This is a genomic window from Flavobacterium tegetincola DSM 22377 (assembly GCF_000425485.1).
GTDB classification, from domain to species: Bacteria; Bacteroidota; Bacteroidia; order Flavobacteriales; family Flavobacteriaceae; genus Flavobacterium; species Flavobacterium tegetincola.
This window is the reverse complement of sequence record NZ_KE384388.1, coordinates 137,182-158,596: the sequence shown is the minus strand read 5'-3', so window position 1 is coordinate 158,596 and position 21,415 is coordinate 137,182. Positions and strand designations below refer to the sequence as shown.

Sequence of the window (21,415 nt, the reverse complement as noted above, 5' to 3'; positions counted from 1 at the left end):
TGTATAATGTTGACTATTAAATTTTAGAAGTAAGACTTTCCTTGTATTTCTTTGGCGAAACTCCAATAAATCGCTTAAAAGTTTTAGAAAAATGAGCTAAATCGGTAAAGTTGTATTGATAAGCAATGTCCGTAATGTCTGAATTAGAACCGATTAACTTTTTGCTTGAAAATATTTTCTTCATCAAAATATAATTCATCGGAGTCATTCCTGTTGATGATTTAAACTTTTTCGCAAAGCCAAATTTATTAATATGTGCCCTTTCGGCCAAGTCATCCAAACAGAATTTAGTAAAAATATGACGTTCTATGTAGGTATTAATTTCTTTAAAACTATCGAAATTCAAAGCACAATATTCATTTTTGTTTTCTTCAGCATATGCTTTTAAACTTTTTGCAAATTGCCTTAAGCAAAACTCAATACTGATTGCATTTTTTGTATCAATAGCATTTCTCAGTTCCACAAAAAGGAAATTTGCTTTTTTACTGTTTATTTTTCTATTGAGAAAGATGATGTTTTTTCCATCCAAAGCCGTTTTCATTACCTCATTTGAGATGTAAATCGTGTCAAATTTCAAAGGAAAATTGATGTCGGTTATTGGGTTCGAATGGACTTCAAATGGATTTGTAATCGAGATACTTCCCGCTTCGCTAAACAAACTTTGGTTTTCAAAATCGATTTGTTCCGTTCCTTGATGAATGAGCGAAATACAGAAGGTTTCATGAAAATGCTTTGGAAAAGCAATCGTTTGATTGTTTATTGAAATGTATTCTAAATCATCAAAGTTCATTTTCTGGAATTGAGGTTGGCGTAAAGTTACTTTAATTATCTTACACTGCTTATGCTAACGCGAGCGTCCCGCTCGTGACAACAACCAATATATAAATATTCAATCTAATAATTATGGGTACGAGCGAGACGCTCGCACTAGCTTGAATTTTCTATTTACAAAATCCCACGGTTCAAACCGTGGGCGATATTTTAGCGCGATAATAGATAATTATTGAAGTTAAAATTTCCCACCAATACTCGAAAATTGGCTACGGTCTCAACCGTGGTATGGCAAATAAAACTACTTCAATTCTTTTATAGAACTCGCCCTAATCCAACCATCCGATCCGTCAGGAAGCGCAATTCGTCTCCAATTGTCCAGGTTTTCTATAACCTCAACTTTTGTTCCTTCATGCAACGTAAAGGCGTCTGCACTATCCGTTTTAGGCTCCGCTTTTACAGCAACTATCTCATCAAAAACGATTGCAGGACGAAATAATTCATCATTGTTTTTTTCTGCAACGGCGGCAAATAGCGCTAATAGTAGTACAATTCCCGACAGAAACATTCCGCCAAAAAATATGCGCTTCAAAATAGTCTTGTAAGAAAAATAATACCCAATAAAGAACAACAGAATAAAAAACGACCCAAAAACCGCTACCCAAGCCCACGAATCATAGTGTCTGGACGAAGTTAAATTCGTTAAAGCTTTTTCAAAACCTACTTCAGAAACTTCTTTTACTTCATCAATCTGGAGTTTTTGTGCGAAAGCAAGATTGTTTAAAATTTCTTTGTCATTTGGTTTTAGCAACAGAGCTTTTTCAAAATTATAAATCGCTGGTGCAACCTTATTGAGTTTGTAATATGAATTCCCCAAGTTGAAATACAATTCTGCTGATTGCTTATTGGTTTTTAAAACTGCTTCATAGGCTTGAGCTGCCTCTTGAAATTGATTTTTACGGTACAGTTCATTTCCTTTTTCAAAACCGGTTTGGGCAAGAAATAGTTGCGGAAGCAATAGAAATATATAAAATAAATGTCTCATAGTCTTACACTATTTGTTTTTCTAATTCAGAAATCAATCCAACGGCTTTATCAAAATCGGATTCGATAGCACTACTTGATGACGGAGCATAACGTGCAAGTTCACAGTTTTCAACCAGTTTGATAAATTGAGAAACCGTTTCCTCATTTGCTTTTCGTTCCAATAAAAGGGTTCGAATCGTCTCTTTACTCATCTCTGAAGTTTCAATATGTAATTTGGCTTTCAAGAAATTATGCAATGCTTTTTCCAAGGCGATGTAAAACAATTCTTTATTTTGAATTTGCTGCTTCGCTTCGGACAAATATTTTTTAGCCAATTTATTTGAACGACGAATGCGATTTCCAGCTACGTCGCCGTCTCGTGCTTCTTTTTTACTTCTAAAAATCATTAAAACTGGAATGCACAAAAACGGAAATAATAGTAAACCATAAAATAGCGAACTACCAAAAAAGTCTTCTTGCTTATTTGACTTCAAATTTGTTTTTAACTTGATAAACTCAAATGTAGAATTTGCTGTAATCGCTTTTTTAGTGGAAGTATCCGTTGGATTTTGGGTTGCAACTGCTTCCGTACTTTCCGGACCATCCAATACTTTAACCATGATCTCTGGTGAAGAAATGGTCTTATACGTTTTTGAATTCAAGTCAAAATACGAAAAGGTCATTGGTTTGATTGGATATTCACCTTTAAACTGCGGTATAATGGTATAACTGTCCGAGATTGAACCTGTCATTCCACTCAAAGGTGAATTTACATTTTCTTTATGAACGGCATCATACATTTCCAATGCAGTGGGAACAACTGGTTTGGGTAAATCAAATAATTTTAAGTTTCCTGTTCCTGAAACCACCACTTTCAAATCTAAACTTTCACCGTGTTTCAACGTAGTTTTTGATGGAATTGCTTCAAACTTAAAATTCCCCACAGCACCTGTAAAATCTGCTGGTTTTCCATTTTCAGGTAACGGTTTTACGTTTATGATTTTGGCTCCAGCCGAAACCCGTTTATTAGATTGCGTTGTCAATACTTGTCCGAAGAAATTTCGGCGATTGGTAGGCAATTCTAAATCAACATCCATAGACAAAGGCTCAATGGATAATTTACCCGATTTTTGCGGATATAAAACCGTTTTTCGCAAGGTAACTACGCGAGCTCTCTCGCCGTTATAGGTTCCTTCCTCCACTTTCAACTGCTTCATGTCAATGTTTTGACTCCAGAAATCGTTGTATTTTGGTTTGTCCAGTTCGCGCCAATTAGTAATTCCAATATTATAACTGAAATACAACTTATACACCACCGTAATGGGTTCATTGATGTACGGATTTACTTTGGAAACTTCCGCAACAAGATGAATGGCGTCGTCTGCCGAAATTTGTGGCGCATCTTGTGGATTTTTTGGAATGTCTATTGCAGCACCTACATTAATTTTTACCGGAGAAGTTTTGTACGTCTGGCCATTGATCTCAATACTCGCTTGATTGATGGTTAAGTTTCCTTTTCGCGTAGGCAATAAAAAATACGAATAACTTTTGTTAAACGTCACTTTTCCGTTGACCCACGACTGACTCACTTGCTGCATTGGACCATTAACCACACGAAATCCGTCAAAATCAGGCGGTGTAAAATTATCGCCATCTGCATTCATCGTAAAATCAATACGCAAGCGCTCGTTCAATCCCAGCGCATTCTTGCTGACATTTGCCTCAAATTCTACTTGAGCAAAAGCAGTTATGCTAAAAAAGAATATATATAACAGAAGTAACTTCTTCATTTTCTGACTTATATTTTTGTAATTACAATTTGCTTACCAATCTTTATCGGTTTCTACGGGTTTTCCTTTTACCTTTTGTGCATTCACTTTTTCTTGCACTTTTTTCTCATCATTATTTACCGCGTCAAGCAAATTCTGGAGGCGTTGCTTGGAAATCTGACTTTCTTTTGGCTTTTTTCCGTCGCCTTTGTCGTCTTTCTCATTTTTACCTTCGTCTTTTTTATCTTTGTCTTTATCGCCTTTATTGTCGTTCTTATCTTTGTCGCCGTCTTTTTTGTCTTCTTTTTCTTTTTTGTCTTGCTCCTTCTTCTCGTCTTTTTCCTTATCGTTTTTCTTGTCGTCTTTTGGCGGATTTTCTTTCAACATCTTCTTTGCCAAAGCAAAATTATATCTCGTTTCTTCATCCGCAGGATTGTTGATCAATGCTTGTTTGTAAATTCCAACCGCTGCTTGATAATTTTTCTCCTTCATCAAAACATTACCAAGATTATGGAAAGCCTTATGTTTGGCCGTCCTTGTCGTAGCATTATTAATGGCATTTTCATAAGCAAATTTTGCTTCAGCAGGCTGATTTATGGTATAGATCGTGTTACCTAAATTGTAATACGCATCTGCTTTTTTTGGAAATTTAGACGCCGAAATACGGTAATTGGTTTCTGCATCCCCATAATTTTTTTCTGTAAAGGCGGTATTTCCTTCTGGCAAATTCTTATCCTTTTCCTGTGCTTTCACTACCAAAGAAAAAAGAACTACCACGACTACAACTATACTTTTATAAGTCATCATTTTAGTTTTTAGTTTTTAGTTTTTTCTTCGTTAAATAAATTCATCTTTCTCAACCAGCTTGTTTTCTTTTCCAACAAGAAAATATCTGCAAAAAGCAACAACATACCAAAACCTAAAAACCACTGAAATTGCGAATTAAAGTCGGTAAATTGCGTTGATTCAAATTCCGTTTTTTCAATGTTTTCCAACGCATTTTTAACAAAATCAACCACTTCTTTGGTACTTCTGCCATTGATGTATTTCCCTTTTGTTGCTTTGGCAATTTCTTGCAAATTGGCTGCATTTAGTTTGGTAATCACCACTTCATTTTGACGGTCGCGCTGAAAACGTTCCACAACGCCATTTCTTTTCAGCGGAATTGGACCTCCTTTTTCAGTTCCAACACCAATTGTTAGTATTTTCAAACCCGCTTTCACTGCTTCTTCTGCTGAAGTTTTGGCTCCTTCAGAATGATCTTCTCCATCTGAAATTAAAATGACCAATTTGCTCGTTTTACTGTCTTCATCAAAATAGCTTTCTGAAATTCTGATGGCATCTTCCAATGAAGTTCCTTGAGAGGAAACCATTCCTGGATTCATACTTTGCACAAACATTTTGGCTACACCATAATCGGTTGTCAAAGGCAAAACGGGAAAAGCACTTCCGGCATATGCCACAACGCCAATTCGATCCGCTCCCAATTCATTGATAATTTGCGAAATAATCTGCTTGGTTTTGTCCAAACGGTTCGGTGCGATGTCTTCTGCAAGCATACTTTTAGAAACGTCAACCGCAAAAACAATGTCAATTCCTTCCCTTTGTACCGTTTCCGATTTGGTTCCGATTTTCGGATTGACCAAAGCGATAATCAAACAAGCGAAAGCCAACAGTAAAATCACGAATTTCAAAACTGATTTGAACAATGATCGCTCTGGTGTCAATTGTTTGAATAACGCTATTTCGCCAAACTCGCGTTGTTTTTTCCTTTTCCAATACAAATTATACAAGAAAATTACTACCAAAATTGGTAGCATAATCAAAAGGTATAAATATTTTTTTTCGTCTAATTCCATTGTGTTTTTACTAATCGAAATTTTAAATAAAACTTCTGTAAACTGTATTTCTTAATCCTACTTCGAGCAACAATAATAGTCCTGCGAAAATCAAAAACGGTCGGTATTTTTCATCGTAATCGTAGAATTTCAATTCTTCGATTTCTGTGGTTTCCAATTTATTGATTTCGTTATAAATGGTTTCCAATTTTGAATTTGAACTTGCTCTAAAGTATTTTCCACCTGTATTTTTAGCAATGTTTTTCATCAATTGTTCGTCTATTTCCACTTTCATCATTCTGAAAATAAAATCGCCATTTGCCGCGATGGAATACGGATATTGAGCCATTCCATTACTTCCTAAACCGATGGTATAAACTTTTATCCCAAATTCTTTTGCAATATCTGAAGCCGTTTCTGGTTCAATGGTTCCCGAGTTATTCACACCATCAGTAAGCAAAATAATCACTTTACTTTTGGCTTTACTGTCTTTCAAACGGTTTATGGCCGTTGCCAATCCAGTTCCAATTGCCGTTCCGTCTTGCAACACATTATCAAATTTGATCCCTTTTAAACCATCCACTACTACCGATTTATCACTCGTTACAGGCACTTTAGTATAACTTTCACCTGCATATAAAACCAATCCTATACGGTCGTTTGGTCGGGATTCCACAAAATTGGAAGCCACTTCTTTCAACGCCTCCATTCGGTTTGGCTTTAAATCTTTAGCTAACATACTACTTGAAACGTCAATGGCCAAAACAATATCAATTCCTTTTGTGGTTTTAGTTTGACTGCTGATATCAACCGTTCTTGGTCGAGCCATCGCTACAATCAAAGCCGACAAAGCTAAAATTCGCATGACGAACAACATTGGCTTTAATTTTCCCAACATGGATTTAGAGTTTGAAAAACCTTTTAGCGAACTCATTTTCAACGTTGCCGATTGGTTGTTTCGCGTCCAAAAATACCAAGCAATCGCAATGGGAATTACTAAAAACAACCAAAAGAAACCGGGATTTAAAAAAGTTACATTTGTCATCATTTGTTATCTCTTTTAAGTTCAACCGAGTTTAAAACGCGTTCCGAAATTTCTTTTGCATATTTATCTCCTTGTTTCTGAACAATATTAATTTGCTGTAATCCGCCGTCTTGTGCAAAAACTATTGTTTCATAATACATTTCGTAGCTTTTCTTATCTATTGGATTTAGAATAGTGAAAGTTCCATATCCCTTAACACCACTAATTCCTTCAGGCGTTGTAAATTCGCCCTGGTCGCCAATAATATTTTTAGCTCCTTGAGATTCAAAGATCTGCACTACGGCTTCAACCGTTGTTTTCAAATCGATTTGCGTTTCTTTTTTGTATTGCAAAGTAGAAATGGATACCGAGAAATTACTCATCAAACTTCCATAACTAAAGGTTTGCATGTCCTTTATAATAGCAAATGCTTCTTTGGGCAATGTCTTTTTAACATCCACGCGCTGCAAAACTTTAGGTGTTTCAATGCGAATTCCTGGATCGCCATATTCACTTGTAACCCATTCGCCTTCTGCTAATTCTTTAGTCGGATGACCAAGAATATTGTCTTGTAAGTAAGCAAATCCTTTGGTAGCAATGAAGAAAACGGCTGTTCCAAAAAGCAATACAATAACCGCTACTATGGAAAGAATAATGCGCGTCATTTTTTTCTTGCGTAATTTCTGTTTGATTAATTTCTGACGTTGGGCTTCGTTTAAAATATCACCTTCGTCTTCTACCACTTCTGGAATAGCGTTGTCTAGCGTGAGAATCGTTTTTTCAATTTTCTTTTTATCTTCTGCAATTTCAAAATCCAGTGGCTTTGATTTGGCAAATTTTACTAAATCCGCTTGTTTCAGAACACGTTCTAGATTTTCCAAAATTTCAGGCGAAAGCTTCATTTTCTTTTTCATCGAAGCTTTGCGCAAAGCTTCGATTAATTCTGAAGTAGTGCTTTCCATCGCAGGAATTTCAATAGCTTCTTCAATATAATTTCTAGCAATGTCCGTTAATTCGCTGTAATATTCTTTAACCGCTCCTTTTTGCCACAATTCTCTTTGTTCCAAATTATTAAGCAAATTGGTTGCTTTCTCAATTGGAGATTTGTACACAACGGCTTCCATTTTCTTCTTCTGAAATTTTTTCATTAGAAAATAAATCAATGCAGCAATTCCAACAATCAGTAAGAATCCAAGAATCCATTTCCAAATCCATGACGAAGAACTTTCTGCTTTTGCAATCGGTTTGATTTCGTACATCTTCTGTTTCAACGTATCAACCGCAACATTTTGAACTGTAACTGATAAAGAATCAGAAAACAAAACGTTTTTGCCAAACAACACTTTCAAGGACGGAATGGTATATTTACCCGAATCAAACTGTGTCAATCCGTATTTTTTGATCAATTCGTATCGACCGCCATTTTTAATTGTATCAATCTGATACGACCGAATTACTTCCAAAAAACCGAAATTTTTTGCAGCAGGAAAAGTTACTTGTGTCGCTGTATCCACTTCGGCCTTCAACGTCAGATTGAATTGCGCTCCAATTTTGTTTTGAGTAGTATCAATGGAAGTTGTCACTTTTTGTGCAAAAAGCGCATTGGTACAAAGCAATAATAAAATATATAATTTGATTTTCATCTATTTAAAAATAGTGTTTCGCTGGATTAACGCGATTTAAAATATCCTAATAATTTAGTTACATAACTTTCATCCACCCTAGAACTTACTGCACCAGCACCACATTTACTAAAGGTTTCTTTGAAATATTTGACTTTCTCGTGGTAGTGCTTTTCATAATTCAGTCGGACTTGTTTTGAGCCGGTGTTTATTAATTCCACTTTTCCCGTTTCTACATCGAGCATGGGAACAACACCCAAATTTGGAATTGATTCTTCACGAACGTCGTATACGCGAATACCAATAATGTCGTGTTTTTTAGAAGCAATTTTCAACGTATGCTCATAATCTTCTGCCATAAAATCAGAAATCAAAAATACAATTGCCTTCTTTTTTTGTGTACTTGACAAAAACTTCAAGGCTTGAGCGACATCGGTTTTATTGCTTTTGGGTTGAAATTCAATTAATTCCCGAATGATTCGCAACACGTGTGATTTTCCTTTTTTCGGTGGAATGTAGAGTTCAATTTGGTCTGAAAATAAAATCAATCCAATCTTGTCGTTATTTTGCGTAGCAGAAAAAGCCATTGTTGCAGCAATTTCCGTTACAATATCTTCTTTTAACGCATTTTTCGTTCCAAATTCAGAAGAGCCACTAATATCCACCATCAACATCATGGTCAACTCGCGTTCTTCCTCAAAAACTTTGACGTGTGCTTCATTATAACGAGCCGTTACATTCCAATCAATGGCTCGAATGTCGTCGCCATATTGGTATTGTCGCACTTCCGAAAAAGTCATTCCTCGTCCTTTAAACGACGTATGGTATTCTCCCGAAAAGATGTGATTGCTCAATCTTCGGGTTTTGATTTCGATTTTTCGTACTTTTTTTAACAGGTCTTTTGTTTCCATCTTTTGATTTTCGATTTATGGTTTACGATTTATGATTTCAGAATGGTTCTAGAATCAAAAATCAGAAATCAAAAATTTTTAGGGAACTTCAATTTCGTTGATGATCTTATTAATGATATCCATTGAAGTGATGTTTTCAGCTTCTGCTTCATAGGTAATTCCTATTCTGTGACGTAAAACATCGTGAACTACCGCTCGAACATCTTCTGGAATTACATAACCTCGACGTTTGATGAATGCATAACATTTTGCGGCTGTAGCCAAATTGATACTTCCACGTGGCGAAGCTCCAAAACTGATTAAGGGTTTCAGGCTTTCCAATTTATATTGTTCTGGATAACGCGTTGCGAAAATAATATCCAGAATGTATTTCTCAATTTTTTCATCCATATACACCTCACGAACGGCTGCTTGAGCACGAACAATTTGTTCTACAGAAATTACCGCATTTACTTTTTCGAAAGCACCTTTTAAATTTTGACGCACCACCATTCTTTCGTCTTCCATTTTTGGATAATCGATTACCGTTTTCAACATAAAACGGTCGACTTGAGCTTCTGGCAACGGATAAGTTCCTTCTTGCTCGATTGGATTTTGCGTAGCCAAAACTAAAAACGGACGGTCTAACTTAAATGTTGTGTCGCCAATAGTGACTTGCTTTTCCTGCATCGCTTCTAATAAAGCGGATTGCACTTTTGCTGGAGCACGATTAATCTCATCTGCTAAAACGAAATTGGCAAAAATAGGTCCTTTCTTAATCGAAAATTCGTTGGCTTTTATATTGTAAATCATTGTTCCAACAACATCGGCTGGAAGTAAATCAGGTGTAAATTGGATTCTGCTGAATGAAGCGTCAATTGCTTGAGATAACGTGTTAATTGCTAACGTCTTTGCCAATCCCGGAACACCTTCAAGTAAGATATGTCCTTGACCTAAAAGTCCAATAAGTAATCGTTCAATCATGTGTTTTTGACCCACAATGACTTTGTTCATTTCCATGTTCAGCAAGTCGATAAATGCACTTTCGCGTTCTATCTTTTCATTAATTGCTCTAATGTCTAACGTAGTCGTATTTTCTTCCATCGTATCTATATTGTTAGGGTAACTTTCAGTGTATGAATATTACGACGCAAATTGAAAAAATTTTTAGGAGTTCGATGTTAATAATTGGTTAAAACTTGCAACAAACATCGGCCTTTAAGTGTGTATTGTGATTTTGTTTTTATAAATTTAAGAACTTTAAAAAAGATAGTGGGAAATCGCGATAAATTTCCTTTGAATATTGGAAAAACGTTGTAAATGAAGCGATAACCTGTACATGTAAAAAATAAAACAAATACTTATGAACTCAAGATTTTCACGCATTATTGCAGGAACTATGAATTGGGGAAGTTGGGACAAAAAACTTTCTACTTCTGAAATGGCAAACATCATCAACGTTTGTGTTGAAAATAAAATTACCACGTTTGACCACGCTGCGATTTATGGCGATTACACCACAGAAACCGACTTTGGAAAAGCATTCAAAACAAGTAAAATCAGCCGCGAAAAAATCCAACTGATTTCAAAATGCGGGATGATTAAGCCGGCTCCAAATTCGACGCAAGTCAAACAATACGAATCTTCAAAAGAAAGCATGATTCAATCGGTTGATGCTTCGTTGAAAAATTTACAAACTGATTATCTAGATGCGTTATTAATTCACCGACCAAATCCATTAATGCACGTTGACGGAGTGGCTGAAGCAGTAACTCAATTAAAAAAAGAGGGGAAAATTTTGGATTTTGGTGTTTCGAATTTTACTACTTCCCAAACGGAATTATTACGTTCTAAAGTTGAAGTAAATTACAATCAAATACAGTTTTCGGCTACTCATTTTGAAGCGATGACAGACGGAAGTTTGGATTATATGCAAATTCAAGGCATTCAACCGATGGCCTGGAATCCATTGGGAACTGTTTTTAGAGAAGACACAAAACAGACTCGAGATTTGAAAAAATTGTTGGCCCGTTTGGTAGAGAAATATGAAGTGGGAAGCGACATGATTTTGTTAGCTTGGATTTTAAAACATCCAGCGAATATTATTCCGCTTGCTGGAACAGTAAACACAGGTCGTTTGCAGAATATTCATAAAGCAACAGAAATGGTTTTGGAACAAGAAGATTGGTTTGCGATTTGGAGTGAAAGTATGGGACATCGGATTGCTTAATTAGATTTTTTACACAGATTATCACGAATTTTCGCAGATTAAAATTATTCCTGCAAGGTCTTTTTTCGACCTTGTAGGTATGATTTAATAAATATACTTTTTAATCGAAATAGTCTTAAATTTTAAATGAGTAAATTTTATAAAATTTTATCAATACTACTAATTATCATTTTTTCTGGTTGTAGAAAAAATATAGATGATATGGGGCTAAATGAAAAGGTTTTATCTGAAATTTTGCCCGCTATTGTTGATTCGTATTGTGTTGATATACGAGTATATCACAATCCTCCTCCAAAGTATGGACAACTTATTTTTGACAAGAATGGGAATTATGTAAGAACGGATACAACAAAAGCAACACTTGTGGAAATTCAAAAATTTAAAGATTGGAAAAGCAAACTTAAAGAAATAGAAAAAGATACTTCAGAAATTATTATTGCTTTTGACCCTAAAATTTTACCTTTTGAATTAGAAGATGCGATAATAAAAGACAGTTATTTCACCAAAGACACTTTACAGGAAAGGCTAACAGTCGACAAAAGAAAACCCTATGTTTTAAAATTTGAACAAATAACGTTGAATGGAAAATTTAAACTCAAAAACATAAATGAATTTGATAAAAAAAACATTTTTGAAGTAAAATATAATTTTAACTTTTCAGGAATATTGACTGTTTCAGGAATAAAATTTGATAAAAAAAGAGAAAATGGAGTTTTAGATGTTGCTTTTCTTTGCGGTAGATTATGTGGATATGGAGGTAAAGTATTCATCAAGAATGTAAACAGAAAATGGAGAATTATTAAAATGGAAGAAACTTGGATTTCGTAGTTGATTACAGAAAGCCTATTTCATAAAAAATTCTTTTTAAGACTTATAACAAAAAATAAAAACACCTACAAGGTTTTGAAAACCTTGCAGGAGAAAAACAATAAATATTTAAAATGAAAACAGTTTTAATTACCGGTGCGACAAGTGGAATTGGTCGTGCAACTGCCCGAATTTTAGCACAAAATAACTATAGAATTATTCTTTGCGGAAGACGGCACGACCGTTTGCAGGAATTAGAAAAAGAGTTGAGTGCATTTACGGAAGTGCATTCGTTGCAGTTTGACGTCAGAAATCAGAATATGCTTTTGGAAAGTATGAAATCCTTACCAGAAACTTTTTCGCAAATTGATATTTTAATCAATAATGCGGGAAATGCTCATGGAATGGATACGATTCAGGACGGTTCGACGGAAGATTGGGATGCGATGATTGATATTAATATTAAAGGATTGTTATATGTTTCCAAAGCGGTAATTCCGCAAATGTTGGAGCGAAAAAGTGGACATATTATCAATATTGGCTCGACGGCTGCGAAAGAAGTATATCCAAAAGGCAATGTGTATTGTGCCACAAAACATGCTGTTGATGCTATAAATCAAGGTATGCGAATGGATTTGAATGGCACTGGAATTCGTGTGGGTGCGATTCATCCGGGAATGGTGGAAACGGAATTTTCAGAAGTTCGCTTTAAAGGCGATTCTGAACGAGCAGGTCAAGTTTACAAAGGTTTCAAACCTTTGCAACCGGAAGATATTGCAGATATCATTCACTTTGTGATTTCACGACCTTATCATGTGAATATTGCTGATTTAGTGGTTATGAGTGTGGACCAAGCTTCTTCTACTATTGTGAATAAGCAATTTTAAAAATGAATTTTACATAGATTGTACAGATTTTAATCGTTAGAGCATCTCAATCCTACAGGGTTTTAGAAACCTTACAGGACTTAAATAAGAATAAATTTCAACCACAAATTACGCAAATTATCACAAATTAATTAGTGGAAATTTGTGGTAAAACCATCTCCAAAACAATGATTAACAAACGTCTTTTGATTAAAAATTTGCTTGCTCATAATGACGAGAATAGTTTTTATGACAAAAAACGACAGTTGAATTTGCATACACATGAGGGGAAAGCCAAGTTTTTGAAACACATTTGTGCTTTGTCGAATTCGAATCCCACGAACAATTCTTACATTGTTGTGGGAGTTGAAGACCATGATAATGAGATTGTAGGCGATGATTTTTTTGACGACAGTCGGATTCAGAATTTGGTCAATGCTTTTTTAGAACATCCACCGAAAATTCAATATGAAAACATTCAATTTCCTAATCTTTCGAAAGACAAAGTGATTGGATTGGTGACGATTCAACCAAATGCTTTAGTTTCTTTTTTCAAAAAAGGAATTCATACAATTCCGGCTCAATCGGTTTTCATTAGAATTGGAAGTAATACAAAACCGACTGAATTTGGATTTACGAAAAACAGTCAGAACGAAGCAACGGTTTTAAGTATTGAAAATAATTCTAGAAATAGCATTGGCGACACTTTGGATGGAGTCATGGATTTTATGAACCATCGGCATAAAAACATGCACCCGAAGTACAAAGTTTTCAAAGAATTATTTGTGCTTTGTTGGGCTGGAATTCCGAAGAAAGTCAAAGGGCAAACTTTTTATTCTCGTGTCGACATTGAATTGATTAACGAACAGATTAAATTGTTTTACTCCGTTTTAGACGATGTTCAAATTGAATTTGACGACGACCAATTTACGATTACCGAATATGTTTCTTTGGGATTGAATGACAAAACCAGTTTTTATCCTTTGGAACGCGTATCGATACAATTTCAGGAAAACGGGTATTATAAAATTGACCGAGAAATGCTTTTTGCACCACCAGAATTCAATAAGAAAATGCTTTTTCACATTTATAATTCGAATTTGGCTTTGCTTGCCAAAATGCAGAAAGGTTTTGCATTATCGCATCGCGAATTAAAGGATTTAGAAAATGTTCCAGCAACATTAATGATCTGTTACCTAAACGGATTTGAAGACGCAAAAGAGCAATTGATTGCAGCAAAACCATTGTTGAAAGCTGCTGAAAATAAAATAGTTTACGTTGCTTTTAAGGAAGTGATGCGGATTTTAAGGAAAATGAAATATGATGTGGGGTGAGAAACTTCAAATTTATCTCGTTTTTTCATCGAACTGCACTTTTAGAAAACCTCTTATTTTGAAACAACTTCTTGATATCCCATTTCTAGCAATCCTTCTGTGATGCCTTTTAAATGTCCTTTGCCATAAATAATTGCTATTTTTTGTCTTTTTTCTTTTGAAAGATTTTCAAGCACATGATTGTTTCTAAAATTTAAGATAATATCATCACGGATTTCTTTCTTTAATGTTGAGGGACATTTTGGCACTTCATATAGAGAAACTTCATAATCACACGCTTCGAGAATTATAGGTTGATATTTAATTTCATAATAATTAATAATATCATTTAAAGACCCATCAACATTTGCACTATTAGTATCAGTTAAACCTTGCGTAGCATATTTTGGCTGACTAATTAACTCCTTTTTTAGTTTAATTCCTTTCGATGTAAAAATTGAATCTAAAGACCCCATGTATCCCTCTTTTTGAAAGGCTATGCCTGTTATCTTTATAAATTTTCTTCGAATTGAATCACTGCTTTCAGCTCCTTTGATTAATTCCAAATAAAAATAAAAATTTTGTTTATCCAATGAATCAATTTTTAATTTAACATCTTCATAGTATAAACTAGTGCCAATATGAGCCATTTCAAAAAATACGATTTTAGCACTATCTCTCGTGAATTCACGCATTTTTAACTTGTCATCATACATCCCTTTTTTTTCTAAAGCATAGTTCATTAACGATGATTTGCAGCCAAAAAAGCTGACGATAATTAGTAATAAAAATATTTTTTTCATGATATTTAATCAATTTAAAACCTTGTTGATAATAAGAAATTATTTATTCTGCATTAAATTTTTGATTTTAATCGTAGTGTCGTCGTAATTCCCTTTTTTATAACCCGACCACCGCTCTATTAATTTACCTTGAGGACTGAATAATAAGTAAGTTGGGGTTGCATTTACTCGGTAACGTACATAAGGAAATCCTTCATTTCCCTTTTCTGTCCATAGCATTTGCCATGATTGGCTTTGCATTGTGGTTAAATAAGTAAAGTGCTCTGGATTATTTTGTGTGTAAAAGGTTACCGTATTTAACTGATTTGTCATTTCTTGGTCTAATTCCTTAATCGCTGGAAGTGCTTCACGAGTATTGGGACAGGTAGGTGTGGAAAAGTCCAAAAGAACAAATTTTTTCCCATCAAAAGATGCTGAAAACTTTTGAGATTTACCGTCTTTATTTATCGCTTCAAAATCAACAAAGCGATCTCCCACTTCAATTGCTGGATTATCTAAATACGTTTGAATGGCTTTACCATTAGCCGTAGCTTGAATATTTTTTTCAAATTTTGAAAAAAGCTTTTTAAGCTCTTTATCGCTGTATTCACTTTTCTTGTATTTTAATACTTCTAACGCGTAATAGGTGTCAAGGTTATTTTTAACAAACAATTTTTCGGCTTGAATTCGGTTTTGACTAATGGTATGCAAAATTCCTCCTTCATCAAAGTAAGCTTTTTGTAAACTATCGTTCCAATTATTATTTTTTTTAAGTTCGTTAATTTCAATATTTTTGGCATTCATTTGTTTGTCAAAACTTACCAAACTTTTGTCGTAATCTTGTTTTAACTTGTGATGAACAGATCCTTCAACCTTTAAGTTATTTGGGAAATCAGCCATGTCGGCTTTTACAGTAACTGTTTCATTTGCCATAAAAATATAGGCATATTTAACGCCACTTTCTAGCGGAATGTAAATTATAAAGCTTTTTGGTGCCTGTGTTGTAGAACCACTAAATATAAAACTATTGTTAATGATTGATGTAGAATCGATGATGCCATTATTGGAAGCATCTAAAATCATAACGGGAGTTTCATTTTCAAAACCGGTAATTTCAGCATTGATTCGGAACTCGTCCTTTTGCAATTTATTTTCTTTTAATTTACCTATACTTGTCTTGGTTTCTTTTGTGGTTTTAATTTCTTGACCTACAACTAAAAAGGTGCTTAAACTTAAAAAAGCAAGCAAATAAAATGATAATTTACGCATAAAAATTTTGATTTAAAGGATGAATTGACTTTGTAAAAATTACAATAATCTTATTTAATACGTAAGATTTTCGCTGTTTTAAATTACTGTATTACATTTTGTATGAAAGACATTGCTGTAAGCACGAAATATACTATTATTTGAGTCATGGTATAATTTTTTAATTTGTGTTTTTGTGATATTAGTTTTTTTATCATTCGTTTTCTTCTGCTGAAATTTGTACCCGATATAAGAAAAAAGTAAAGCGAGAAATATCATTATTGCAATTACAATTAGATGCTTCATAATGTCCGAATATTTTTCATAATTGATTAATTTATAAACACGCCCGTTAACTGCCGCACCCATTAAAAAATAAATAATTGCGCTTTTTATAACTTTTTTTTTCATAGGTTTTTTATTTAAAATTTATTTATCTACAATCTTTCAAATAGAGCGTTTCCGTTCTCTAATCATCAAAATGATTACATAAATTCTAATTACTATCGCTAAAGATTTTTTTTCGGAAAGCGATAACCGAAATAACAAATGGCCCTATTGCATAAATAAAAGAATTGAATAAATCATTGGTTAAATGTTCCCCGGAATAATTGTTGTTTTCTTGAATGGAGAAATAGACTTTTAAGGAAAAAAACCCAAGAGTTATTAAAATCAAAACAAGTATTAGTAATACATATTTCATAGAAGTGCTTTTCATGTTATATTTGTGTAAATTGATTAGTGTTTTATTGTTTATAACCTCATTGAAGAGGTGAATTCCCATAATTATTAAAATTTTTACGTACAACTGGTTTTTCGAAATAGCTTCAAGCTCAATCCCAAAATAGGTATAAACAATAAAAATGATAGAGGATTAAGCTTTTCAGGCATAATAAAAAGACCAAAAACTCCTATTGATAGTGCGATTATAGAAAGTATTTTCCATTTGTAATTTAAGAGTGATTTCATTGCTTATGGTTTTTAATGATTTAAATTGTGATATTTTTTTTAAGTTTAATTTTCGAGTTAAATTAACTCCAATGCACTTTTAATAATATCCTTTATTCGTTGCTAATTTTATTGATGTAAAGATATTATGATTTTTTAAGCTCATTTTACACTAAAAGTGTAAAAAACGCTAAAAATATAACTATTTTAAAATTACTCAAAAAAAAACGACAGCTTTAAACTGTCGTTTTTCATAGTACTTTATATCATTTAATTTAGAGAAGTCCCAATAATTTACACTCTTTAAGGATGGCTTCGTCACTTCCTTTTTCAGTACCAAGCAAATCCTTAATTTTGCTTTTTCTTTTTTTAACAGTGTCGTCAGAAATATTGATTTTAGTAGCAATAGATTTAATTTGCAATCCATCATTAATCAACTTAATAATTTCTCGGTCGGTGTCGTCTAATAATCCTTTTTCAAAAAGACGCTCTTTTGTTTTTTCATGAACAATTGGACTGTAATAAGTCCCGCCGTTAAGAACGGATTCAAAAGCTTCTAGTAATTGAGGCGGTTGAAAATCACTTTTCACTAGCAATCCTTCTGGAGCAATTTTTTTGACAATAGTAAATAATTTAATGGAGTCAAAATGAGCGGTTAACATGATGATTTTAATAATTGGCCAGTTTTTCCTGATCAATACGGCGATATCTTCACCATTAAAGAGTTTTTGCTCTGGGAAAGCGGGCAAACTGTAGTCTAAAAAAACAATATCAAAAGCATCTTCATTTCCTGGATTGGTAATAACCTGAAATGCTTGTTCGCAAGTATTGACATCTGTAGTTTGAATCATGTATTTATTTTTATTGATGGATAACGTAGCTTTATATCCTTCAATCATCATTTGATGATCATCAATCATAAGTATTTTCACCAGCATAAAAATAAATTTTAAGACTGTGAAAATACTAATTTACACGGGAATAATCAAACTTATTTTGGTTCCTGCTCCAAGTTTAGATTGAATAGCAAACGTGCCATTAATTTCGTCCATTCTTGTTTTCATGTTTTGAAGCCCGATTCCTTCTTTTTTAGCATTGGTATCAAACCCAATTCCATCATCGAGAATAACAATATAAACTTGATTCTCAATTTGCGACATCGTTACAGAAACGTTTTTCGCTTCTGCGTATTTTTCAATATTTTGCAAGGCTTCTTGAATGATGCGATAGATATTAATTTTTACCGTAGAACTAATCGATTCCCAAGCAATGGTTTCTCCTATTTGCAAATCAAAATTGATGTCAGTATGCTGTTTTATTTTTATAAAAAATTCTTTTACTACTGCTATAAAACTAACATCTTCTGCAAATAAGTTGGCATTCAAATCATGAGCCACGCCTCTTATTTCTTTTTCGACTTGTTGAATGTCGTTCAGTTGATCATAAAAAACATCCTTATTCTCAAGTTCTGAAGTCATTATTATTGGATACAAGTTCATCCGAATAGCCGACAATTTTCCCATAACATTGTCATGTAAATCTAACGAAATACGTTGTTTTTCAATCGTTTTACCTTCCTCGATTTTTTGCTGTTGGTCCAGCATCAATTGGTAAATTTCTTCATCGGCTTGCTGCTGTTTTTGTTCCAATAGCAGTTGACGCGTTTTAGACTTTTGAGATTTCATCCTAAACCAAAGCACTATTACAAGTAATCCTAAAAAACCAAACCCAGAAATAACCCAAATTCTATTTTCTAAAAAAGTGTTTTTCTCTTCGGCGGTATTCTTTGCAGCAGTTATTTCTTCGGTTTCAAATTCAATTCGGGCAAATTTATTTCGGCTGGCACGTTCTACATTGTGCAAACTGTCGCTTAACGCAATATACCTTCTCGTATAAGAAGTGCTATTTGCAACATCAATTTCCGATAAGAGTAACAGTAATTTTAATTCCTCGTCAAAAAAAGTGGTTTGATGTGCTTGGCTTCTAGCTTCTGAACCGTATTGTAAAGCCCTCGAAAGATTTTTGTTTTTTAAATGGTATTCTGCCAAATGCATTTTAGTAAAAATTTGGAGTGGAATGCTGTTGATGCTGTCTGCTGTTTTTAAGATTTTTAAAAATTCATTATCGGAAGTTAATTTGTTTGATTTGAAGTTTGCGTAGATCAGGTTGTTTTTCAAATAGCAATAAATTTCAAAGTTATTCTGTTTTAGATTCTTAAGTTTTAATGCTTCAGTTGCATACTTTACAGCATTTTGATATTCTTCTTTTTCTATATATGTACTTGCAAGATAATTATTAGCTTGCGCTTTTAATAATAAATACTGCAGATCACTTTTTAAATAATCAACTTCTTTTGCCGCCTTGCTAAAATAAATTATCGCCTTATTTTTATCGTTCAAGCCCAAAAGCGAGTTTCCCAAACTAACATAACATTTGTATGCTAGTAAATTATCTCTTTCTGCGAAGCTTATTTTTAAGGCTCTAATGGAATTACTTTCAGCATTTACATAATCTTTTTTTGCATTGAGAATATTAGCTTTTGAATTTAAAATAACTCCTAATAAAAACTTATACTCTAGCGTAAAACTTGCTTTTTCAGACTTTGCATAATAGTAATAGGAACTATCATACTCCGTTTTAGTATAATAATAATTTGCTTTTAAGTATGTTGCCCATGCTGTTGCTTCTAAATCATTTTTTGCGTCAGATTTCCTGTAAAGTAGATCAGCTACATACAAACTTTTTTCCTTTTCGCCAATATTGAAAAATGCATTTGCTAACATTACGTAGTTAGATGTAGCTACTTCATAATCGCTATTTTCGATTATACTTTTCAAAGCCAAATTTGCGTATTCAAGTCTGCTTTTTTGATTTTTATTTGTATTAGATGCCCAAACCAAAAGAGAATCGATATTTTGATTTTGATTTATCGCAAAACTATTTGCTGTAGTTACTAAACTTTGCAAAAAGAATAAATTGAAAAAAAGAATATACTTGCAAATTTTCATTAAAGTTGAATCATTTTTTTTCAAAAATACAATTTTAAATAAGATTTTATTATTTTTTGGGGGGCTGATAAGTTGAACCACCTAAAATTGGCGGAACACTCTCAACATCACCATCTGCCTCAACTCCATCAACGGGTACTATAATTTCCGCTTCTTCATTTAAAGGTAATTCTTCTGCTGTACATGAACTCATAAAAGTCAGTACGGATATAACAGCAAGAGTAAAGATTGCTTTTTTAAACTGAATACGTACAATTTTTGCAGAAACATTTCTAATAGCTTTCATAATTTTCTATTTTAAGGTGGATTTGTGTTTGAATCATTGCTAGTTATTTCAACGATTTCATAAGACAAAGAAATAGTTATGTATGAAGCTCTTTTTATCTTAAAAGTGTAAAAAATGTTAATAAAAAACGATTGATTTAAACAATTTCTAAAAAAACAAGGCGAAGGAGAAAAATAACATTTGTGCTTCCTTCAAGTTTTTACAAATTTGTAACTTTACAAAAAAAGCAATGAAGCGAACTCTTGTCATCGGCGACATTCACGGCGGATTAAAAGCATTAAAGCAAGTTTTAAAACGTGCAGAAGTAACTACGAATGATACTTTAATATTTCTTGGCGATTATGTAGACGGCTGGAGTGAATCGCCACAAGTGCTGGATTTCTTGATGGAATTGAGAAAAACACACAATTGCATTTTGCTTCGGGGAAATCACGATGAATTACTGCAACGTTATCTGGAAACAAATTCTTATAATGAATTATGGAAAATTCACGGTGGTGGCGCCACAATTGATGCTTACGCTAAATTGAGTGAGGAAAAAAAGCAGGAACACATCGCATTTCTAAAAACATTAGAGAACTACTATCTCGACAAACAAAACCGACTTTTTGTGCATGCGGGATTCACGAACTTAAAAGGCGTTTTGCACGAATATTTCCCGAAATCTTTTTATTGGGACAGAACTTTATGGGAAATGGCTTTATCATTTGATGATCGAATTCCAAAAGATTCGCATTTTTATCCCGCTCGATTTTTATTGTACAAAGAAGTTTTTATTGGACACACGCCTGTTACTAGAATTTGCGAAGAAGTGCCGATTCAGAAAGCTAATATTTGGAATGTCGATACTGGTGCTGCATTTAGAGGACCAATTACCGTCTTAAATATCGATACGAAAGAATTTTGGCAAAGCGATAATGTCGCTGATTTATATTCAGATGAAATTGGGAGAAATTAGATTTTACACGCATTGCAACAAAAAAAATT

General features: G+C 33.6%; 20 protein-coding genes. 5 read left to right on the top strand and 15 right to left on the bottom strand.

Going from position 1 to position 21,415, the window contains the following annotated elements; all coding sequences use genetic code 11:
* Positions 1 to 16: 16 nt before the first annotated feature.
* The 9 genes from H602_RS0116715 to H602_RS0116675 all read right to left on the bottom strand — a co-directional run bounded on the left by H602_RS0116715 (position 17) and on the right by H602_RS0116675 (position 10,044).
* Positions 17 to 790 (bottom strand): AraC family transcriptional regulator, encoded by a 774-nt coding sequence (locus H602_RS0116715; RefSeq protein WP_026979050.1) that lies wholly within the window; start codon positions 788 to 790, stop codon positions 17 to 19.
* Positions 791 to 1,072: 282 nt separating this feature from the next.
* Positions 1,073 to 1,816, bottom strand: a complete 744-nt coding sequence (locus H602_RS0116710; RefSeq protein WP_026979049.1) for a tetratricopeptide repeat protein — start codon at positions 1,814 to 1,816, stop codon at positions 1,073 to 1,075.
* A 4-nt stretch (positions 1,817 to 1,820) separates the two neighbouring features.
* Complete coding sequence (locus H602_RS0116705) at positions 1,821 to 3,587, bottom strand: BatD family protein (protein ID WP_026979048.1); 1,767 nt, start codon at positions 3,585 to 3,587, stop codon at positions 1,821 to 1,823.
* A gap of 33 nt (positions 3,588 to 3,620) precedes the next feature.
* Positions 3,621 to 4,373: a tetratricopeptide repeat protein gene (locus H602_RS0116700; RefSeq protein WP_026979047.1), complete on the bottom strand. Its 753-nt coding sequence runs from the start codon at positions 4,371 to 4,373 to the stop codon at positions 3,621 to 3,623.
* 8 nt (positions 4,374 to 4,381) lie between these two features.
* Positions 4,382 to 5,425 carry a vWA domain-containing protein gene (locus H602_RS0116695; RefSeq protein ID WP_026979046.1) on the bottom strand — a complete coding sequence of 348 codons (1,044 nt, stop codon included), beginning with the start codon at positions 5,423 to 5,425 and terminating at the stop codon, positions 4,382 to 4,384.
* 22 nt (positions 5,426 to 5,447) lie between these two features.
* Positions 5,448 to 6,449, bottom strand: coding sequence for a vWA domain-containing protein (locus tag H602_RS0116690; protein ID WP_026979045.1), 1,002 nt, complete (start codon positions 6,447 to 6,449; stop codon positions 5,448 to 5,450).
* Positions 6,449 to 8,071 carry a BatD family protein gene (locus tag H602_RS0116685; RefSeq protein WP_026979044.1) on the bottom strand — a complete coding sequence of 541 codons (1,623 nt, stop codon included), beginning with the start codon at positions 8,069 to 8,071 and terminating at the stop codon, positions 6,449 to 6,451. Before H602_RS0116685 ends, H602_RS0116690 begins: the two co-directional genes overlap by 1 nt.
* A gap of 26 nt (positions 8,072 to 8,097) precedes the next feature.
* Positions 8,098 to 8,961, bottom strand: a complete 864-nt coding sequence (locus H602_RS0116680; RefSeq protein WP_026979043.1) for a DUF58 domain-containing protein — start codon at positions 8,959 to 8,961, stop codon at positions 8,098 to 8,100.
* A gap of 78 nt (positions 8,962 to 9,039) precedes the next feature.
* The gene (locus H602_RS0116675; RefSeq protein ID WP_026979042.1) at positions 9,040 to 10,044 is read right to left on the bottom strand and encodes an AAA family ATPase; all 1,005 of its coding nucleotides are present in this window, start codon (positions 10,042 to 10,044) and stop codon (positions 9,040 to 9,042) included.
* Between the two features lie 259 nt (positions 10,045 to 10,303).
* Between H602_RS0116675 and H602_RS0116670 the strand changes: the two genes are divergently transcribed.
* The 4 genes from H602_RS0116670 (at position 10,304) to H602_RS0116655 (ending at position 14,177) form a co-directional block, all read left to right on the top strand.
* On the top strand, positions 10,304 to 11,170 hold the full coding sequence (locus H602_RS0116670; protein ID WP_026979041.1) for an aldo/keto reductase: 867 nt from the start codon (positions 10,304 to 10,306) through the stop codon (positions 11,168 to 11,170).
* A gap of 126 nt (positions 11,171 to 11,296) precedes the next feature.
* Positions 11,297 to 11,998, top strand: a complete 702-nt coding sequence (locus tag H602_RS0116665) for a hypothetical protein (protein ID WP_026979040.1) — start codon at positions 11,297 to 11,299, stop codon at positions 11,996 to 11,998.
* Positions 11,999 to 12,111: 113 nt separating this feature from the next.
* Positions 12,112 to 12,864, top strand: coding sequence for an SDR family NAD(P)-dependent oxidoreductase (locus H602_RS0116660; protein ID WP_026979039.1), 753 nt, complete (start codon positions 12,112 to 12,114; stop codon positions 12,862 to 12,864).
* 167 nt (positions 12,865 to 13,031) lie between these two features.
* Positions 13,032 to 14,177, top strand: a complete 1,146-nt coding sequence (locus H602_RS0116655; protein WP_026979038.1) for an ATP-binding protein — start codon at positions 13,032 to 13,034, stop codon at positions 14,175 to 14,177.
* A gap of 53 nt (positions 14,178 to 14,230) precedes the next feature.
* On the opposite strand, the gene H602_RS0116650 is transcribed toward H602_RS0116655, so the two are convergent.
* The 6 genes from H602_RS0116650 to H602_RS0116620 all read right to left on the bottom strand — a co-directional run bounded on the left by H602_RS0116650 (position 14,231) and on the right by H602_RS0116620 (position 20,428).
* Positions 14,231 to 14,959 carry a hypothetical protein gene (locus H602_RS0116650; protein ID WP_157505142.1) on the bottom strand — a complete coding sequence of 243 codons (729 nt, stop codon included), beginning with the start codon at positions 14,957 to 14,959 and terminating at the stop codon, positions 14,231 to 14,233.
* A 39-nt stretch (positions 14,960 to 14,998) separates the two neighbouring features.
* Positions 14,999 to 16,207, bottom strand: coding sequence for a DUF4369 domain-containing protein (locus H602_RS0116645; RefSeq protein ID WP_026979036.1), 1,209 nt, complete (start codon positions 16,205 to 16,207; stop codon positions 14,999 to 15,001).
* Positions 16,208 to 16,285: 78 nt separating this feature from the next.
* Positions 16,286 to 16,597, bottom strand: a complete 312-nt coding sequence (locus tag H602_RS0116640; protein ID WP_026979035.1) for a hypothetical protein — start codon at positions 16,595 to 16,597, stop codon at positions 16,286 to 16,288.
* Between the two features lie 812 nt (positions 16,598 to 17,409).
* Complete coding sequence (locus tag H602_RS0116630) at positions 17,410 to 18,072, bottom strand: response regulator (protein WP_026979033.1); 663 nt, start codon at positions 18,070 to 18,072, stop codon at positions 17,410 to 17,412.
* A gap of 33 nt (positions 18,073 to 18,105) precedes the next feature.
* Positions 18,106 to 20,166: a tetratricopeptide repeat-containing sensor histidine kinase gene (locus H602_RS0116625; protein ID WP_157505140.1), complete on the bottom strand. Its 2,061-nt coding sequence runs from the start codon at positions 20,164 to 20,166 to the stop codon at positions 18,106 to 18,108.
* Between the two features lie 25 nt (positions 20,167 to 20,191).
* The gene (locus H602_RS0116620; protein ID WP_026979031.1) at positions 20,192 to 20,428 is read right to left on the bottom strand and encodes a hypothetical protein; all 237 of its coding nucleotides are present in this window, start codon (positions 20,426 to 20,428) and stop codon (positions 20,192 to 20,194) included.
* Between the two features lie 229 nt (positions 20,429 to 20,657).
* Here H602_RS0116620 and H602_RS0116615 point away from each other — a divergent pair, with 229 nt between their 5' ends.
* Positions 20,658 to 21,386: a metallophosphoesterase family protein gene (locus H602_RS0116615; protein ID WP_026979030.1), complete on the top strand. Its 729-nt coding sequence runs from the start codon at positions 20,658 to 20,660 to the stop codon at positions 21,384 to 21,386.
* The last annotated feature ends 29 nt before the right edge of the window (positions 21,387 to 21,415 follow it).